This is a genomic window from Bacillus sp. FSL P4-0248 (assembly GCF_038593305.1).
GTDB lineage: Bacteria > Bacillota > Bacilli > Bacillales > Bacillaceae > Bacillus > Bacillus safensis.
In genome coordinates this window covers 1,614,676-1,633,738 of sequence record NZ_CP151983.1, presented here as the reverse complement: position 1 = coordinate 1,633,738, position 19,063 = coordinate 1,614,676, and the positions used below count along the sequence as shown (strand labels likewise).

At 41.0% G+C, this 19,063-nt stretch carries 15 protein-coding genes; all 15 read right to left on the bottom strand.

All coding sequences use genetic code 11. The features are described 5' to 3' along the window. Positions 1 to 115 precede the first annotated feature (115 nt). Complete coding sequence (locus NST65_RS08215; RefSeq protein ID WP_065214374.1) at positions 116 to 3,160, bottom strand: efflux RND transporter permease subunit; 3,045 nt, start codon at positions 3,158 to 3,160, stop codon at positions 116 to 118. Positions 3,161 to 3,362: 202 nt separating this feature from the next. Further along, entirely contained in the window at positions 3,363 to 3,623 is a 261-nt protein-coding gene (spoVS, locus tag NST65_RS08210) for a stage V sporulation protein SpoVS (protein WP_003211281.1), read from the bottom strand. 202 nt (positions 3,624 to 3,825) lie between these two features. After that, on the bottom strand, positions 3,826 to 4,620 hold the full coding sequence (locus NST65_RS08205; protein ID WP_065214373.1) for a TIGR00282 family metallophosphoesterase: 795 nt from the start codon (positions 4,618 to 4,620) through the stop codon (positions 3,826 to 3,828). A gap of 90 nt (positions 4,621 to 4,710) precedes the next feature. Further along, entirely contained in the window at positions 4,711 to 6,273 is a 1,563-nt protein-coding gene (gene rny / locus NST65_RS08200) for a ribonuclease Y (RefSeq protein ID WP_003211958.1), read from the bottom strand. 308 nt (positions 6,274 to 6,581) lie between these two features. Further along, positions 6,582 to 7,625, bottom strand: a complete 1,044-nt coding sequence (gene recA, locus NST65_RS08195; RefSeq protein ID WP_034281901.1) for a recombinase RecA — start codon at positions 7,623 to 7,625, stop codon at positions 6,582 to 6,584. Positions 7,626 to 7,801: 176 nt separating this feature from the next. After that, positions 7,802 to 9,052: a competence/damage-inducible protein A gene (locus NST65_RS08190; protein WP_024424112.1), complete on the bottom strand. Its 1,251-nt coding sequence runs from the start codon at positions 9,050 to 9,052 to the stop codon at positions 7,802 to 7,804. Positions 9,053 to 9,068: 16 nt separating this feature from the next. After that, the gene (gene pgsA / locus NST65_RS08185) at positions 9,069 to 9,650 is read right to left on the bottom strand and encodes a CDP-diacylglycerol--glycerol-3-phosphate 3-phosphatidyltransferase (RefSeq protein ID WP_081124410.1); all 582 of its coding nucleotides are present in this window, start codon (positions 9,648 to 9,650) and stop codon (positions 9,069 to 9,071) included. A 74-nt stretch (positions 9,651 to 9,724) separates the two neighbouring features. Beyond that, positions 9,725 to 10,624: a helix-turn-helix domain-containing protein gene (locus NST65_RS08180; protein ID WP_111927408.1), complete on the bottom strand. Its 900-nt coding sequence runs from the start codon at positions 10,622 to 10,624 to the stop codon at positions 9,725 to 9,727. A gap of 23 nt (positions 10,625 to 10,647) precedes the next feature. Continuing rightward, the gene (locus NST65_RS08175) at positions 10,648 to 11,439 is read right to left on the bottom strand and encodes a DUF3388 domain-containing protein (RefSeq protein ID WP_003211480.1); all 792 of its coding nucleotides are present in this window, start codon (positions 11,437 to 11,439) and stop codon (positions 10,648 to 10,650) included. Positions 11,440 to 11,570: 131 nt separating this feature from the next. Beyond that, a complete protein-coding gene (locus tag NST65_RS08170) occupies positions 11,571 to 11,828 on the bottom strand; it encodes a DUF3243 domain-containing protein (RefSeq protein ID WP_024424114.1) in 258 nt (85 codons plus the stop codon). Between the two features lie 73 nt (positions 11,829 to 11,901). Then, entirely contained in the window at positions 11,902 to 12,630 is a 729-nt protein-coding gene (locus NST65_RS08165) for an SDR family oxidoreductase (RefSeq protein WP_024424115.1), read from the bottom strand. A gap of 31 nt (positions 12,631 to 12,661) precedes the next feature. Next, the gene (locus tag NST65_RS08160; protein ID WP_111927406.1) at positions 12,662 to 15,781 is read right to left on the bottom strand and encodes an MMPL family transporter; all 3,120 of its coding nucleotides are present in this window, start codon (positions 15,779 to 15,781) and stop codon (positions 12,662 to 12,664) included. Continuing rightward, positions 15,759 to 16,235: a MarR family transcriptional regulator gene (locus tag NST65_RS08155; protein WP_111927404.1), complete on the bottom strand. Its 477-nt coding sequence runs from the start codon at positions 16,233 to 16,235 to the stop codon at positions 15,759 to 15,761. Before NST65_RS08155 ends, NST65_RS08160 begins: the two co-directional genes overlap by 23 nt. Positions 16,236 to 16,386: 151 nt before the next feature. Next, positions 16,387 to 17,679 carry a pitrilysin family protein gene (locus NST65_RS08150; protein WP_111927402.1) on the bottom strand — a complete coding sequence of 431 codons (1,293 nt, stop codon included), beginning with the start codon at positions 17,677 to 17,679 and terminating at the stop codon, positions 16,387 to 16,389. Then, positions 17,676 to 18,956, bottom strand: coding sequence for a pitrilysin family protein (locus NST65_RS08145; protein ID WP_034281889.1), 1,281 nt, complete (start codon positions 18,954 to 18,956; stop codon positions 17,676 to 17,678). The genes NST65_RS08150 and NST65_RS08145 overlap by 4 nt, the downstream gene beginning before the upstream one ends. Positions 18,957 to 19,063 lie beyond the last annotated feature (107 nt).

Genomic DNA, 19,063 nt, shown 5'->3' with positions numbered 1-19,063 from the left:
AGTCGTAAATACCACTGTCCACCAGATAAATACAAATGAACACCCCACATATTTTTTTGGATATTTTTCTAAAAAAAAAGCAAATCTCCTTTCGATCGGAGATTTGCTTTCATCGTCAGCGTTTCTTTGAAACGGCAACATATAGGGCTGGCACAATGAATAATGTCAGAATTGTTGAGAAAAACACACCTGATACAATGCAGATTGCCAGCGGCTTAAAGAGTGGATCATGACTTAATGCAACAGGCATTAGTGCAACAAGTGCCGTAAATGCTGTTAAGAGAATCGGCTTAATCCTTGCTCTTCCTGCTTCAATGACAGCTGTCTGTTGATCAAACCCTTGCTTGCGCCGCTGCTCAATAAATTCGAAGAGGACGACCGCATTTCGGACGACAATACCAGCCAATGAGACAATTCCCATTGTTGCCATAAAGCTGAATGGTGTTTGTGTAACAAATAGTCCGATAATGGCTCCTGATACGGCTAAGTAAACCGTTCCTAGAACTAACAGCGGAAGCATCAATGAATTGAACTGGAATGCGATGGTCACATAAATGAGCAGCAAGACAACTGCAAATAAGAGACTAATTTCAATAAAGAACTGGGTCTGATTTTCATTTTCTCCACCTTGTGAAATGGTCAAATCCTTCGCTACAGAACTTTTCCCTACTTGATTGACGACTTCTTTCATATCGTCTTTAAACGAATCTGATGCACCGGGATACGCCTTCAGCGTAATGGTCGGCACTCCATTTTCATGTGGAATGCTTTCGTACTGCTCTGTTTCTTTTTCTTTTACATATCGGCTAAGCGGCTCAAGTTGAGGCATACCGCCTTCATTTGTCTTCACAGGCACATTCATTTCTTTTAGCTTTAAACCATTTTGATGTGTGCCTATATCCTGTTTCACCACTAAATCGATATCATTTGTTCCTTGTTGAAAGGTACCTAATGGAATCCCTTCTGTCAAAAGACCAAGCTGTCTGCTGACAAATTGAGCACTGAGCCCATCCTCTGCCATTCGCTCGCGGTTTAATTCAAAGGAGATCGTTTTCACAGGCTGATTGACATCGTCCGTAATCAAGCTTGCCCCTTTGTCTTTCATTTCATTTGTCAGCGTTTCTTTGACATCAATGAGCTTTGAAAAAGATTCACCCGCAACCGTTACTGTCACTGGTGCTCCAGCTGGCGGCCCTTGAACAATGGTTTTCATAAAGATTTCTGCCTCATTGAATTTCTCTCGCAAAGGCTCAGTCATACGATCTATCAATGCCTTACTAGTTATCTGATCATTGTCTACTCTCACGACAACCTGACCCGTATGGTCACTTGCATTTGAAATACTTTCATTAAACAGGTTCGGCACACCGCCGCCTGCAAAAATCGCCGTTTCTTCAATGCCTTTTTGCCGTTTGATCTCTTGTTCTATTTTCTTTAGTGTTTCATTTGTTTTGTCTAGTGTTGTTTCACTTGGAAGTGTGACAGTGACGACCACTTCTTTCTTATTCGCCGCAGGGAAAAATTCAAATGGTGTGACGAAAATAAGTAAAAAAGCAAGCGTTGCAACGAGCAAACCACTTAGTCCAATAACGAGCGGCCGCTTCACAATGTTTGTCAGCACACGGTCTGCATAGAAATCAGCCAGCCTTTTTAATGGTTTCCCTAGGAATCCCGGCTCTTTTTGACTGTTTTTGTTCTTTCTTTTCCGGTTCACAGTATATTGATAGACCGGTACAAGTGTCAGAGAAATCACCATGGATGCAAGCACAGTCGTAACTAGAACAGACGGTAATGCCCGAATAAATGAACCGTTTGCACCTGATAGGAAAACAAGCGGCAGGAAGGCAAATACAACAGCTAGTGTTGATGTCAAAATGGATCCTGCGACTTCTTTCACTCCTGCAATTGTTCCTTTAAGCGGACTTTCGTATTTTTTCATTTGTCTTAAAATATTATCATTGACGACAATGGCATCATCGACAAGTATCCCTAAGGCAATAATAAAGCCGATGATCGAAATTTGATTGAGGTCCACTTGTAAAAATGGCAGCGGAATCGTTCCAATTGTAATCGATAGCGGAATGGCTAGTGAAACGATAAACGCCCCGCCAATCGTGAGTCCAAGTGTGGTAACAATTATGACAGCAATGACCGCAACAATGGCTTCTTTTATTAAATCATTGAAAATGGTATCCACTTCACTTTTTTGTGAATAGTAGTCTACCCACTCCACCCCGTTTGGCAGCTGCTTTTCTTTCTCAATGACATCACTGACTTTGTCATACATTTTAGGAATATCAAGCCCTGGTTTAATATTCACAGTAAATGAATAAGCGGGCTTTCCGTTATACGACACAATATCACTTTTCTGTTTTTCTACTTCTTTTAAACTGCCAAGCTGACTAATTGTGACCGGCTCTCTTTTCGTTTTAGAAAAAAGCTCAATCTTTTTAACCTGATCTAAGCGGTCATATGTATCGATGGACAGCTTCACCTTCTCTTTGCCTGCCCGAATATCGCCTAGTGGAGATGTGTCAAATTCTTGATTGATGGCATTTGTGACATCAGTTATATTGAGCCCTTCACCCTCCAGCTTGTTTGAATCTAAGTTTAATATCGCTTGTTTGTCATTGAAGCCTTTGATAACGACACTGTCTACCCCTTTGATGTCCTCCACTTTTTCCTTCAATGCACGCAGCGATTTCTGACTCTTTGCTAAGTCCGATGATTCACTCGACACAATCATATAAGAACCAACCGGCACGCTGCCAAATTCATCCTTTACTTCTGGCTCCATCACCCCATCAGGAAAAGACGACGCAGCACTTGTGGTTTCATTCTTAATTTGACTTGCCGTCTTTTGAAAATCGGCTTGGTCCTCAATTTCAATCACAATATTTGAGAAACCAATGGCTGAAACCGAGCTCGTTTTCTCTACACCGTTGATATCAGATAGGGCTGATTCCAGTTTATTGGTGACATCTCTTTCCACCTGTTTTGCATCTGCACCAGGAAAAACGGTAGAAATCGTGACGAGATTCGCCTCGAATTCTGGCAGTTCTCGTTTAGGAAGCTGCGCGAATAAATAGCCGCCAGCAATGAGAACGATAAAAAATAAAATAAAAACTAGCTTTCCTCTTTTCAAAAAAGCTTCGAACATTATTTCACCTACTTAAATATTTATTTTTGATGAAGTAAATTCAACTTAATCTTAATTTATCATCATGGTGAAAAAATGCAAGCTCTAATATGTCATTTTTATCTATTTCACGAACTGAATATGTTATATAAGAAATGTATAGCGGTAAACAAAAACAACCTGCTTACATGATGTAAGCAGGTTGAAAATAATAAAATTAGAATTATCGTGGCTCAACAATCAATTTGATGGCTGTTCTTTCTTCTCCATCGATCAGAATGTCAGTAAAGGCTGGAATGCATATCAAATCCACTCCGCTTGGCGCGACAAATCCCCTTGCAATGGCGACAGCCTTAACCGCCTGATTCAGTGCTCCAGCGCCGATTGCTTGTATTTCCGCTGCACCGCGTTCACGTAAAACGCCGGCTAATGCTCCTGCTACTGAATTCGGATTTGACTTTGCTGAAACTTTTAAAATTTCCATTTCTGCTCCCCCTTAAATTTACAATGGATAAGTGAGTGTTCATTAGAACAATCTTTGTTAGATGATGCTATTTTTTTGAAAATCCATCCCCAAAATGTTTTTCAAAAATAGCAGGCTACCTACCATTTTTACTATATTCACGATAGAGGGCGCATATTCCTTCTTTCTGATTAATATTTTTCTGAAATAAATATGTGAACATTTATTCAAAGAAAATATGGTCATCATTTATCAAAATTCGATCAATTTTGACAGCTTTTTTCGACTGTTCGTCAATTTCTACGATTACTGCACTTAACGTCGTGCGGCCTTCTGCAATTTCAAACCGGACTGGGAGACTTGTTTTGAATCGTTTAATGATCGTTTCTCGGTCAACACCTAAAATGCCATCATAAGGTCCTGTCATCCCGACATCTGAAATATACGCAGTTCCTTTAGGCAATACGCGGTTATCTGCTGTTTGAACATGTGTATGCGTTCCAACGACACATGATGCACGGCCGTCTGTATACCAGCCCATCGCTTGCTTTTCACTTGTGGCTTCACCATGAAAATCAATAAAAATAAACGGTGTCCGTTTGGATGCTTCCCCAATTAATTCATCTACTTTTTGAAATGGGCAGTCAATTGGCGGTAAAAACGTACGTCCTTGCAGGTTGATGACAGCCAGTTCTTTTCCTTGTTTTTTAATAAACGTGAGACCTTTTCCAGGTGTGCCTTCTGGGAAGTTAGCAGGTCGGACCATATTTGCTGCATCATCGATGAAATCGAAAATGTCTCTTTTATCCCATGTATGGTTACCCATTGTGAGCACATCAGCTCCTGCTTGCAGCAGCTCATGATAGATTTTTTCAGTTAGACCTTTCCCGTGAGCAGCATTTTCTCCGTTGACAATAGTAAAGTGCGGCTGATATTTTTTCTTCAGCTTTGGCAAGTATTCTTTCAGTGTGTCTCTGCCAGGTGAACCGACGATATCTCCAACAAATAATATTTTCATGCGCTTTTGAACCCTTTCTCTTTTAAATTGATCTTCTTATCAGTGTTGCATATTTACACAAAAAAATAAAGCGGCGCTAAGCGCACCGCTCTATTTTGCATACTCTACTGCGCGAGTTTCTCGAATGACTGTCACTTTAATGTGACCAGGGTAATCGAGCTCGTCCTCAATTCGCTTACGAATATCCCTTGCTAGACGGTGAGCTTCAAGATCATTAATTGAATCTGGCTTCACCATAATACGTACTTCACGTCCAGCCTGTATCGCAAACGATTTTTCAACACCTTCATAAGATTCAGAGATATCTTCTAATTTCTCAAGTCTCCGAATGTAATTTTCAAGTGTCTCACTTCTTGCACCAGGGCGTGCTGCAGATAATGCATCAGCTGCCGCAACAAGAACAGCGATAATAGATGTCGGTTCTTGGTCACCGTGGTGAGAGGCAATACTGTTGATGACAACAGGATGCTCTTTATATTTCGTCGCAAGCTCAACGCCAATTTCTACGTGGCTTCCTTCTACTTCATGATCAATGGCTTTTCCAATGTCATGCAGAAGACCTGCTCGTTTTGCAAGCTTTGCATCTTCTCCAAGCTCCGAAGCCATGAGACCTGCAAGATGTGCAACCTCAATTGAATGCTTCAGGACATTTTGTCCATAACTTGTACGGAATTTTAAGCGGCCGAGAATTTTGATCAGATCCGGATGCAGACCGTGAACTCCGACTTCGAATGTCGTTTGCTCACCCATCTCACGGATATAATCATCGACTTCACGGCGTGATTTTTCCACCATTTCTTCAATTCGTGCAGGATGAATGCGGCCATCCTGGACTAGCTTGTCCAGAGCTATCCTCGCTGTTTCACGTCTAATCGGATCAAAGCCCGATAGTATAACAGCTTCAGGTGTATCATCTATGATCAAGTCAATACCTGTTAACGTTTCTAACGTACGGATATTTCGTCCTTCACGTCCGATAATACGACCTTTCATCTCATCATTTGGAAGATTGACTACAGATACCGTTGTTTCAGCCACATGATCAGCTGCACAACGCTGTAACGCAAGTGAAAGAATGTTTTTCGCCTTTTTGTCAGCCTCTTCTTTCGCTCGGTTTTCAGATTCTTTCGTCATGACTGCAATGTCGTGGGAAAGCTCATTTTCAACTTGATCCAGAATGATTTGTTTCGCTTCATCTCGAGTTAGACTTGAAATACGTTCCAACTCGGCTTTCTGCAAACGAATCATATCATCCACTTTGCTTTCCATCTCTTCAATATGTTGTTGTCGTTCATTCAGAGAATGATCTCTCTTCTCCAACAGGGACTCCCGTTTATCTAAAGATTCGTCTTTGCGATCAAGATTTTCCTCTTTTTGAAGTAAACGGTTTTCTTGTCTTTGAAGCTCATTTCGTCTTTCACGAACTTCTTGCTCCGCCTCTACACGAAACGAATGAATTTCATCTTTCGCTTCCAAGAGCGCTTCTTTCTTCAATGCTTCCGCATCACGCTTTGCATCCTCAACAATTTGTTCGGCCATGTTTCTTGCGCCGGATATTTTTGCTTCTGCAATGGTTTTACGAACAAAGTAGCCAACAACTAAACAGATTAGGCTCAGCAAAATGGAGATGATCGTAAACATCGTAGGCGACATATTTTCACCTCCTCTTGCTATGAACTTGGTTTTACAAATAAAGTGTCGGCATGTACATTGTTTTGTGTCTCAACATACAGGGCCTTCACAGGGAATGAGATCCTCACTGCCCTTGTCAAGTTTAAATTAGTTATCAATCATGTTAAGAAAAACAAGTGATACATTCCCATTGTAATTGTGTCGGAAATACTTGTCAAGCTAGTCAGACTGAGGCGTAAGTCGTTATTTCAAGCAAAGACAGAACTTTTGACCTGCCAGCTGTCATGTAAATGTAAAAAAAAGACGCTTTTCAGCGTCTTTTAGTCTTTTTAGTCATTAAACTCCAATTCTTCTTGTCCTTCTTCTTCAGCTGCTTTCACTCCGTTTGTATCCAAACCGTAGTGTTCGCGAATTTGCTCCTGGATCATCAGCATGATATCTTTATTTTCTTTTAGGAACTGTTTCGCATTTTCACGGCCTTGTCCAAGACGTTCTTCTTGGTAAGAATACCAAGCACCGCTCTTTTGTACGATATCTAGCTCGCTTCCAAGGTCGATGATTTCTCCCTCTTTTGAGATCCCTTCACCGTACATAATGTCTACTTCGGCAATACGGAATGGCGGTGCTACTTTGTTTTTGACCACTTTAATTCTCGTTTTATTCCCCATAATGTCATTGCCTTGTTTCAGCTGTTCAGCACGGCGCACTTCTAAACGAACAGACGAATAGAACTTCAGCGCACGTCCACCTGGCGTTGTTTCAGGGTTACCGAACATGACCCCAACTTTTTCACGAATTTGGTTAATAAAGATGGCAATTGTTTTTGATTTATTGATAGCACCTGATAGTTTACGAAGTGCTTGGGACATCAAACGTGCTTGAAGACCAACATGTGAATCACCCATATCTCCTTCAATCTCTGCTTTTGGTACAAGAGCAGCTACAGAGTCAATAACAACAATATCAACTGCCCCGCTGCGGACAAGAGCTTCTGCAATTTCAAGTGCTTGCTCTCCTGTATCCGGCTGAGAAAGTAACAGTTCATCAATGTTGACACCTAGTTTTTGAGCGTAAACTGGATCGAGTGCATGCTCTGCATCAATAAATGCAGCTTGTCCTCCCTGCTGCTGAACTTCAGCAATGGCATGAAGGGCTACTGTCGTTTTACCAGAACTCTCTGGACCATATACTTCGATAATACGGCCTCGGGGATATCCGCCTATTCCAAGCGCAGTATCAAGTGCTAACGAACCACTAGGTACTGTTGAAATACGTGTATCTGTTTGCTCTCCTAGTTTCATAATAGAGCCTTTACCAAACTGTTTTTCTATTTGTTTAAGAGCCATATCTAAGGCTGCTTGACGATCACTCATTCTATTGTTTCCTCCTTTATCAATTCCACTATCTATACTATACCTTGTTTTACGTCATTTGCCAAGAAAAAAACGAACACATATTCGATTTTTTCTTGGCAGATTTTTAAGAAAAGAGTATTTTCTATTAGAAAAAACGCTCTTTTATAAAGGAGTAAACCTAACAAAAAACAAAATTAACTCTCTTTTAATAAGTTGAGTAAGTGATGCAGACCATATTTCACAGCGCGCTTTCGAATACCCGACCGGCTGCCTGTAAACATCCATTCAAACACGTCCGTCTGGTCTTTCGTCGATAGTCCAATGAACACTTTTCCAACAGGCTGACCCTCTTGGGTATCAGGTCCTGCTACACCCGTAAAGCTAATGCCAATATCACTTCCGGTCAGCTTTCTAACCCCTTCAGCAAGCTCTAAAGCACACTCTTTGCTGACAGCACCATGAGAAGACAATGTTTCTTCCCGGCAGCCAAGTACCTGCTGCTTGACTTGGTTTGTATAACAAACCACACTTCCGTTCAAAATGGATGATGCTCCTTCGAGATCTGTCAGCCATTCGGAGAACATTCCGCCAGTCAGGCTTTCTGCTGCTGCTACTGTTTTCCCGTGCTCGTGCAAGGCTTTGGACGCTTCGCGGACAAGTGATGTATCCCCATATCCGTAGAAGTACTCTCCTACCCGCGCTAAAATTTGCGCTTCTGTTTCTTTTAACAGACGCTCTGTTTCTTTTTCATCCTCATGCTTAGCAGTCAGCCTTAGCGTCACTTCACCGTCAGATGCGAGTGGTGCAATCGTCGGGTTGGTTTGAGCATCAATTAAATCTTCTAGGTCTGTTTCAAGCTGCGATTCACCGATTCCGAAGAAGCGCAGAACAACAGACACGATCTTTTCCTTTAAGCCAAGTTTCTCAGAAATCAGCGGCTTTGCCTCGTTTTCAAACATCGGGTGCAGTTCACTTGGCGGTCCAGGAAGAAGCATATAAAACGTATCGTCTTCTTGAACAAACATACCCGGGGCCATCCCGAAACGGTTCACGAGCACATCAGACCCTTCTAGAACGAGTGCCTGCTTACGGTTGTTCGGTGACATAACGCGTCCGGTCTTTAGAAAGTAGTCTTGAATTGATTCAAATGCTTCTTCATTTAGTACAAGCTCTTTGCCAAGCGTACTCGCAATGGTTTCTTTTGTTAAGTCATCTTTGGTTGGTCCAAGACCACCTGAGAAGATAATAAAATTAGATCTTTCCTGCGCCACCTGAATGGCCTGTTTTAAACGCTCTGGATTGTCACCAACTGCTGTGTGGTAATAAACATTCACACCAATTTCAGCTAGTTGTTTGCTGATGAATTGTGCATTCGTATTCGTAATTTGCCCTAGCAATAGTTCGGAACCGACTGCAATAATTTCTGCTTTTCTCTCTGACTTCAAAGCGTACACGTCCTTTTTAGTTAGAATTCTTTAAAGCTTCCCAGTTTTTTGCAAAGTAATCCCAGCCTGAGACAACAGTGAAGAACACCGCTACCCACATCGCTAGATCACCAAACGGGAATGACACAAGTTCAAACGGCAGGTTATGCAGTAAAAGTGCTGAAATCGCAATGATCTGCGCCCATGTCTTCACTTTTCCAAGCATATTCGCTGCCACTACTTCACCGCCTCCGGCTAATACAAGCCTTAGACCTGTTACAGCAAATTCACGGCTGATGATCACAATCGCCATCCATGCCGGTGTGAGGTTGTATTGAACAAGTATAATTAAAGCAGCTGAAACAAGCAATTTATCTGCAAGCGGATCTAAAAATTTACCAAAGTTCGTCACTAAATTAAGCTTACGTGCGTAGTATCCATCAATCCAGTCAGTTGTTGAAGCGACAATAAACAGGATCGCTCCAACAAGGTGCGTCACTTCGATGCTGGCGTCGCCAAAGCGCGCAACACCCCAATCTAGCGGTGCAAGCATAATAATCATAAAAACAGGGATCAAGGCGATCCTAGAAAGGGTTATTTTATTCGGTAAGTTAAACATGAAATCCAATCCTCCAATAATGCAATTTTATTATGTATATAATAGTAGGAACAAAAGAAAAGTCATCTACTTGCTTAAGATGACTTTTCCTTTCCTTTATTCACAATCACAATGTTTTGTGTCATGGTGTCCTTAGGGTCTAATTCGTACTTAAGTGTCTCGTCATTTACCTTGATATCAATTCCAGACGCATTGCCTAGACGGATATCGACCTGAGAAAGATCAGACAGGTCTGTTTTAAACGATTCGCCATCTTTTAGTTCACCCATCTTCAGCACTTTTCCAGATTCGTCTCTTACACGCAGCCATGAAGCTTGCGAGGCAGAAATTTTTAACTCCATTTCGTCTACACCTGATACTTCATACGTTGTTGTCGAGCCTTCTGTATTCGTCGCCTTTAAAGATACAGTTTCATCGTCTTTTGATGAATCATCTTTTTTAGATGATTTTTCTTTATCATCTGACGAAGCTTTTTCTTTTTTCTTTTGATCTTTTGCAAGAGATGAACCCTCAGATACTTCATATTTAGATTCTGATTGCTGAGGAGCCGCCTGATTATTCTTCTGTCCGCTATCATGATTGACCGCCTGCACGATCACATAAATGATGGCGATGACCACAATGATGCCTCCAATAATTAAAATTGTCGGCAATAGTTCAAGCACTTTCGAAGCAGGCTTTGGCAGCTCTCTTTGCGGTTTAATATTTGATAATTTATCAGATACTTCATCGTTATACGTGCTTGGAACATCTTTACGAAATTCTTCGAACAATTGTTCAGGATTCAGTCCAACGGCTTCGGCATATTGTTTAATAAACGCTCTGACGTAAAATTTACCTGGAATAATATCATAGTTTCCTTGTTCGATTGCTAGCAAATAGCGCTTTTGGATCTTGGTCACCGTCTGAAGATCCTCCAGCGACATCCCTTTTTCCTCTCTGGCCTCAACGAGCCGTTTTCCCAATTCAGTCAAAACAAACACCTACCATTACCATATTAAAAATCGAAGCCGGAAAAACCAGAATGATCAAACACTTGTGGTTCTTCAGCGTGTTCATATGTAATCTCTTCGTCTGCGCTATTACGCAATTCAATGATATAGTCGAAATCATCCATTGTATATTCTGAATTTTGAATAAAGATGTCTGGATGCTCGACCACCTTCGTTGCCGGCAGTCTCATAATTTCCCTTAAAAGCTGCAAGTGCTTCTCAGAACCTCTTCTTGTCGACACAATCCCATCAATAATAAAGACGTTATCTGGGCTGTATTCATCTGCGATCAGCTGACTTCGAATCGTCTGTTTCAAAAGAGTTGATGATACAAACAGCCATCTCTTGCTTGCACAAACACTTGAAGCCACAATTGATTCTGTTTTTCCGACACGCGGCATTCCGCGAATCCCAATCAATTTATGTCCTTCTTTTTTAAAGAGTTCAGCCATAAAATCAACAAGAAGACCGAGCTCGTCTCTTTCAAAACGGAACGTCTTTTTGTCATCCGCATCACGCTGTATGTATCTTCCATGACGAACAGCTAAGCGGTCACGAAGCTTCGGCTGTCTTAATTTCGTTACTTTTATCGTTTCCATTGTATTTAAAATTGATTCAAGCCGCTTAATTTGATCTGTGTGGTCACAGCGTAAAAGCATTCCGCGTCTTGATACATCAACACCATTAATTGTCACAATATTAATTGAAAGCATCCCCATTAGAGAAGAAATGTCTCCTAAAAGTCCGGGACGGTTTACCTGTATCTCATATTCAAAATACCATTCGAGCTTTGCCAAATGATATTACCCCCTTCATTGTGGCAAATTTTTACCTTCCTTTATCATAAAGCATTTTCACATTTTTAGAAAGCACAATGTTGTGAAACGGTTAAAATAAAAAGAGAGGCACAAACGACCTCTCTTTTTGTTTAGTGCGAGCTATTATTTTCAACCAGCTTGACCATCATATTTGCAATGGCACGCTGCTCATCTTCTGATGCAACGCTCCAAAGGTCAGCAAGTACTCTTTCCTGCTCGTTCTTTGCCTCAACTTCGTTAGCTAGATATCCGCCAATTTCATACGCAAGGTTATTGATGGTCTCATCTTCTAAACCTTTATCCTGCGCATGATTTAAGCGATCACCTAAAAAGTTTTTCCAATGGTCCCAGTTCTCAAGTACAGACATGTCGATTCCTCCATTCGAAAAGATGAATTACAGCCATAGCTTTTGTCATGGAGAGCCGAATTATACACGTTTTTTAACAGTACCAGCCGCCATTGACAGATAAAATTTGACCTGTGATATAACTTGACTGTTTTGAGGCGAGAAACCAAATGACATCTGCAACCTCCTCAGGCGATGCAAGCCGGCCAAGCGGAATTTCTTCTTCCAGCATTGCGATGTCTTCCTGCGTAAAACGATTCATCATGTCTGTTTTGACAGCACCTGGCGAGACAGCATTTGCTCTAATTCCACTTGGAGCAAGCTCTTTTGCTAATCCTTTGATAAACGCATTTTGCGCACCTTTGACCATGCTGTACAGCACTTCACATGATGCTCCCGTTTCTCCCCATATCGAGCTGACCGCAATGATATGGCCTGCTTTCTTTCGAATCATGGCGGGTAAAAGGGATTGGGTAAGCTCATATGGACTTGTGACATGAAGCTGCACCATACTGGCTAATACGTCTTTTTCTGTGTCTGTCACCAATCCGACATGGCTTCTGCCGCTATTTAAAACAAGAATATCTGGACAGAGCGGCAGACGGCTGACAAGCTCTTCTGCTCCGCCCATTTTAGATAAATCGGCTTGAACGACGTGCGTTTGAATGGAATATGCCTCATCCAAATGAGCGGCGAGGCGCACAGCTGCCTGTTCATTTTTATGATAATGGAGCATCACATGGCAGCCTTCTTGGGCAAGCTTTTTCGCTGCTGCCTGCCCAATCCCGCCACTGGCACCTGTTATCAGCGCCCAACGACTCATCACATTGATTCCTTCTTTCTATATAGAATACCTATTCTTTTCGTTTAAATGGGAACCAGTTGGCTGATCCGAATAATTTCACCATTACAGGTACGAACAATGGTAGCACAACGAGTGCGTACAGTAAAAGTCCTGTAAGGACAAGTGTCGCAATCTGCAGGAGAGACAGCACACCTGATGGAAGCATGGCGGCAAATGTTCCTGCCAAAATAACAGCAGCAGACATAATGACAGACCCCATATTTTTCATTGATTCAGTCATGGCAAACTGGATGTCTTTTGTTTTGTATTCATTGAACCGCTCCATTAAGAAAATCGAATAATCGACTCCGAGCGCCATTAAAATCACAAATCCAAAGAATGGTACAGCCCAGTTAATGCCAGGATATCCGAAGAAATGGGTGAAAATAAATTCTGTTACACCGATTGCTGTAAAGTAAGTCAATATGAGTGAACCTACCAAGTAAAGCGGCATGACAAGCGAACGGAACAAGATCACCAAAATAAGGAAAATACCAATCATCATATAAAGCACTGTCTTATTGAAATCTTGGTCTGACAGTTGTTTTAGATCAGCGTTCATACTTGATACACCTGAGACGCCAAATGATGCATCTTTTAGGTTTGTTTCAGGAAGTGCCCGCTCGACAGAAGCTTCCACTTGTTTAATCGTCGACAAGGCGTCATTTCCATATGGATTTTTTTCTAAAATGACATCAATTTTTGTCATCTTGCGATCATCTGACATGTATGAATCAAATACTTGCTTGAATGCTTTATTTTTTAAGACGTCTTTTGGAATAAACCAGCCGGCCATGTCTTGATCTGGTGCATTTTTCAGTTCATCTAAGTAGTCACCTGCACCCATTAAGCCGCTCGAAATTTTCTCCAGTCCTTTTACACTTTTGTTTAGGCCACCTGTCAGCTTGATCAGATCATCTCCAAAGCCGCCAATCTTTTCTTTCATTTGTTTTTGGCCATTAATAATGTCGCCCGCTCCATTTGCAAGCTTTGGCATATTATCAGCTATTTGTCCTTGACCTTTAGACGTTTGATCCAGTCCAGTTTCAATAGCATCTAAGCCCGCAATGAGTTCATCGATTTGATTCGTCAAGACTTTTTGCTGCTCAGAAGCTTTTGCAATAAAGGCATCAGCTGCTTCAAGCTGCTTTCTAGCATCTTTCGCTTGTTTTGCATAGCTGTCTGCCTGTTTGGCCCCTTCTTGCAAGGTCGCAGAAAGTTCATTGTACGAAGCTTTGATGGCTTGATACGATTGATTTTCTTTTACTTGCGGAATTTGCTTTTCAAGTGTATTAAATTGTGTATTTGCTTGTTTGATTAACGCTTTTACATCTGCTGCGGCAGAGGATGACGTATCCACTTGCGCTAATGCCGCCTTTAATTCTTTGGAAATGCTTTTATACAGCGAAACTTGCTGATTCACTTGTGCGACTTGAGCTGTTAATTCCTTTTTTGCACCTTTGATTTCTTCTTTAATGGCTGCTACACCTTTTTTGTTTTGGTCGATGCCGTTTTGTAATTTTCTTAAGGATTTTTCAACATTTTTAATCCCTGTTTGCACCGATTCAGTACCAGAAATCAATTGATTAATGCCTTTTCCAGAGGATTTGATTTGCGGCGTTTGATCCTCAATGGATTGACTCATTGTCGTTAGTGCATCTTGGATTTTTTTCAAGCCTTCATTGCTTTTATCAAGTCCTGTGTTCAGTTCTTTGGCTTGTGATTTCACGTACAGATCACTCAGCCCTTTACCGACAGGACGGGTGGCACTTCTCACTTTACTGACCCCATCTGTTTGTTCAATTGCACGGCTGAGTTTTTCGATGGCAATCAGCCCTTCATTGTTGTCTAAAAGGTCAGATGATTTCACAACCACTGTTGCCGGAAGTGCTTCACCCGGTCCAAACTTATCAGAAATGGTATTGAATGCGTTAACCGATTCGTATTTATTACCAATTTCATCTAAGCTGTTATAAGAAAGAGTTCCTTTATACATGAGAATTGGCGGAAGCGTAATGATTCCTACAATTAATAAGCTGAAAAGCGGTTTCTTAAATGAAAAACGGCCTGCTGTTTCCCACATTTTTGACTGCGGATGGGCAATATCGCCTTTAATCGGCCAAAATAACACCTTTCCTAAAACTGCCATAAAGAACGGCACAATCGTGAGAAGAGCCACAATGAGCACAGCAACCCCAACTGCTACTGCAACAGCTGATTTATAAAGCTGGAATTGTGCCAGACCAATACATGTAAAGCCGATCAGCACTGCAATTCCGCTGAATAAGACGGTCTTTCCTGCTGTTTTATACGTAATCAGAATCGCTTCAATTTTATCTTTACCGTGTGCGATCTCTTCCTTAAAGCGGCTGAGAAGCAGTATGCAGTAGTCCGTTCCAATTCCAAACATGATCGCGACCATAAAGATCTGAGTAAAGGTCGAAAGCGGAAAGTCTACATATTTCACTAAATAAGCCACGATTGATTGACTCACCAAATAAGACAGTGCCACTGCGACTAACGGAACAAAAGGCGCCACAGCTGACCTAAAAACAAGAATAAGGACAACGAGAATAAACCCAATCGTAATGAATTCTGTTTTCTTCAGGCCTTCCTGCGAACTTGTGATAACATCATCATCAATTAACGGCTGCCCTGTCATTTCAAATTTCAGGTTTAAGCTTTTTAGCTTTTCATTGACTCTTTCTTTAAAGTCGGACGCTTTGATTTTGTTTGAGTCATATGTAACTGGCACAAGGAGTGTCGTTTGATCTTTAGAGAGCATTTGTTTTTTGATATCTTTATTGGCTTCAAAGTAAGAAGTGATGTCCTCTATGTGGAGATCTTGATCTTTTTCTAAAATATCCATTGCCTTTTTTAAAGATGTTTCTCTTTCTTTCACAATGTTCTTTTCTTGAAAGACAATGACGATTGATTTTTCTGTATCGCCGTTTTCAGACATTTTCTTTAATAAATGATTGGCATATGAAGACGGATAGCCGTCTGGTACAGAAATTTGCCCCTTTTCTTTTGTTAATTGCGCCATATTAGGAGCGGTGATGAGTAACACTGCCGCTAATACGATCCACAGAATCGTAATCAGCCATCTACCTTTTATAATTGCTCTCATTAGTACTTTGTGCCTCCTCTTCGATGATCACTTGATAGATCTTTTCATATGTTTGAATAAATGATTCCATTTCTTTTTCTTCAAGCTTTTCAAAATAAGACCGAACCAGGTCTTGAAGCTGCTTTTCCATTCGGCTGACCACTTCTTTGCCCTCTGGCGTGACGTACAGGTGAACATTCCTTCTATCAGCTTGATCATGTTCACGAAAAATATAGTTTTTCGTAAAAAGACGATTAGTCATGGATGTTACTGCACTTTTGTTTACATTACATACACAAGCCAGGTCCGTTGATGTACATCCTGGATGTAGATTGATGTATCGAAGCGAGTAATATTGATCAAGCGTCAGCTCTTTATCAAGCTTTTCGGTGATCATACTCGATACTTTTTTCTCCAACATGAGATAGACATCTGTATACCTCTGGATAAGCTGGGCAATTTTATTTTGTTCCATACGCTGCTCCTTTTTAGTTTAAGTGTTTAACTATTAAAGAGTTTAACTAATGACCAAAACAATTGTCAATCAATATCCTCGTAAATAAAGCGGCTTTTTCAATGAACATAAAAAAGACAAACTCTGCCGATATGAGTTTGTCTTTTTACATTTATTTTGTTTTTGGGACGACTTTGAAAACAGACATCCGTTCTTCATCAATTTCTTCATCTAAAATTTGCTGAATATCAGTCAATTGAATTTGTTCCAGCATTGTGACGACATCAAATAAGCTCATGTCTAAGAATGCATATCGAGTAAATTGGTTCGCAATATATTCTGGAGAATTCATGGCTTTTAAAAAGCTGCCGATTTTTTTCTTGCGCGCGAGTTCAATTTTCTCTTCTGTCATGAGGCTTTTTGCTTGAAGAAGGGTTTCTTTTAATACCTTTGCGAGTTGATCAGGATCATTTGTATCCCCGCCAACTGAAGTGAAGCCAAAGCCGCCCTCTTCTGTATAATCGTAGCTGAATGTTTCGTCAATTAAGCCTTTTTCATACATCTGTTCATATTGTAAGGAGCTTTTGCCAAACAGCGTCTCTAAAATGAGGTTCATTCCAAGCTCATGCTTTAGCAGCTGGTTTCCTTTTTTATGCGGATTCTTTGTTTTCAAACCGAACATACATTTAGAGCCTTGTACGTTCATTGGAAGTTCGTATTCTTTCCGGTACACACCTTCTGGCTCATTGATGTCTTTTCGTTTGATCTCCGGCTGATCTGTAAATGGCTTTTTCGCCTGATTCGCTCTGACTTGTTCTAAAATTTGCTTCGGATCAACAGGCCCGACGACGAATAGAAGCATATTGCTCGGGTGATAGAACGTTTCATAGCATTCATACAAATGATCTTTTGTAATAGGGGCAATGCTCTCTACTGTTCCAGCAATATCTATTCTCACAGGATGCTCTTGATATAAATTTTCAATCAGACCAAAGAATAAACGCCAGTCCGGATTGTCATCATACATGTTAATTTCTTGACCAATGATGCCCTTTTCTTTTTCGACTGTTTTTTCAGTAAAATAAGGCTCTTGAACAAAATCAATGAGTGTCTCAAGGTTTTGTTCAACATTTGAGGTGCTTGAAAATAAATAAGCCGTTCTCGTAAACGTTGTAAAAGCGTTTGCGGATGCTCCCTGTTTACTAAAAGTATGAAACACGTCTCCATCTTCTTTTTCAAACAGCTTATGCTCTAAGAAATGGGCAATTCCGTCAGGCACTCGAATCATGTCTTCTTTTCCAAGCGGCACAAATTCGTTATCGACAGAGCCATATTTTGTTGTAAAGGTCGCATAGGTTTTGTTAAACCCTTGCTTTGGCAGCACATAGACGTCAAGTCCGCTTTCCATTTTTTCGTGATAGACCGTTTCTTGCAGCTGATCGAATTGAATTGTTTTCACTGTCATGAAGCACCCTCCGTTCCTTTAAGAAAATAGGTCGTATCCCATTCGATTTTCTGACCCACTTTGATGATGTCCTCTTTTGTCACTCGGTCTAATGCTTCTAAAAAGGAATCAAGGGTTTCCCCAGTTGGCACAACGGCATGCTGATACAAATATTCTGCTGTTCCATAAGACGTATCGATCGTTTCAAGCAGCTGGTTTTTGACGACTGCTTTTGTTTGATCAATTGCTTCATCTGAAAAATCACCTTTTTGCATCGCTTCAAATTGTTCTTTGATGATGTCCACTGCCTGCTGGTAGTTGCCGACTTCAATTCCTGACATCACCATCATCAAGCCTTTAAAGCTCTCAAGTCTAGACACAGCATAGTACGCAAGACTTGCTTTTTCCCGAACATTAATGAAAAGCTTAGAATGCGAGAAACCGCCGAATATGCCATTAAACAAATGCAGTGCCGGATAATCTTTATCTGCAATCGTTGTATGTGTGCGAAAGCCGATATTCAGCTTGCCTTGTTTCACGTCCTCTTCATCAATGACTTCTTTTGGTTCATTTTGAGGTCTTGCTGATTCAGTCTGCTTTTTGACTGGTTCTCTTTCACTTGTTTTAAAGTACTGGGAGACCATTCGGCTGATGTCTTCTTCGTCAACATCTCCGACAACATAAAGATCAAGCTGGTTTGATTGAAGCGCATGCTCATAAGCTTCAAAGAGCGAGTGAGCTGTGATGGCGTCAATGTCTTCCATTTCACCATTGACGTGCAGTGCATATGGTTCTCCTTTACACATTTCCTGCACGAGTCTTAAGTTCGAATAACGCATTTTGTCATCATAAACTGCCTGAATTCGCTGTTTTAAAGTGCGTTTTTCTTGATCCACATATAATTGACTAAACACCCCATCTTCAACATACGGGTGGAATAATAGGTCGGATAGTAAGGAAATCCCTTTTTCTAGTAAAGGAGTTTGATCCTTTAAATATTTTTCATTCGCCATTTCTAGGCGGAAGGTAATGATGTGATTCTCACCTTTTTTTGCCATGTCTGCCGAAACGGTTGCTCCATAGAGCTCATCAAAATAGGCACGCAGTGCGCCTGTTTTGGGCATCTTTTCTGTTCCTCTCAACAGCACATGCGGGAAAAGAGAACGCATGGTGACGTCATCTTTGGATAGCGGTGCAAGCATTTTAAAAAGGATTGTCACGGTTTTGAATTTTTCTGTTTTGACAATATGAGTATGAAGACCGGGTGTGTCCAGTGTCTTCTCTTGTAAGTACGTCATGAGAAACCTCCTTTGTTCATCCTATTTATTATGTATTAGAACATGGCTGATATATACGTGAAACAGCCATTTAATAGACATTATATCAATCAGAGGAAAGGATAGGA

Bases quoted from the DNA above. Each gene is read 5' to 3' on its own strand.
- NST65_RS08215 (WP_065214374.1), bottom strand. From the start codon at position 3,160: ATGTTCGAAGCTTTTTTGAAAAGAGGAAAGCTAGTTTTTATTTTATTT.
- spoVS (WP_003211281.1), bottom strand. From the start codon at position 3,623: ATGGAAATTTTAAAAGTTTCAGCAAAGTCAAATCCGAATTCAGTAGCA.
- NST65_RS08205 (WP_065214373.1), bottom strand. From the start codon at position 4,620: ATGAAAATATTATTTGTTGGAGATATCGTCGGTTCACCTGGCAGAGAC.
- rny (WP_003211958.1), bottom strand. From the start codon at position 6,273: ATGTCGCCTACGATGTTTACGATCATCTCCATTTTGCTGAGCCTAATC.
- recA (WP_034281901.1), bottom strand. From the start codon at position 7,625: ATGAGTGATCGTCAAGCAGCCTTAGATATGGCTCTTAAACAAATAGAA.
- pgsA (WP_081124410.1), bottom strand. From the start codon at position 9,650: ATGTTTAACTTACCGAATAAAATAACCCTTTCTAGGATCGCCTTGATC.
- NST65_RS08170 (WP_024424114.1), bottom strand. From the start codon at position 11,828: ATGTCTGTACTTGAGAACTGGGACCATTGGAAAAACTTTTTAGGTGAT.
- NST65_RS08165 (WP_024424115.1), bottom strand. From the start codon at position 12,630: ATGAGTCGTTGGGCGCTGATAACAGGTGCCAGTGGCGGGATTGGGCAG.
- NST65_RS08160 (WP_111927406.1), bottom strand. From the start codon at position 15,781: ATGAGAGCAATTATAAAAGGTAGATGGCTGATTACGATTCTGTGGATC.
- NST65_RS08155 (WP_111927404.1), bottom strand. From the start codon at position 16,235: ATGGAACAAAATAAAATTGCCCAGCTTATCCAGAGGTATACAGATGTC.
- NST65_RS08150 (WP_111927402.1), bottom strand. From the start codon at position 17,679: ATGACAGTGAAAACAATTCAATTCGATCAGCTGCAAGAAACGGTCTAT.
- NST65_RS08145 (WP_034281889.1), bottom strand. From the start codon at position 18,956: ATGACGTACTTACAAGAGAAGACACTGGACACACCCGGTCTTCATACT.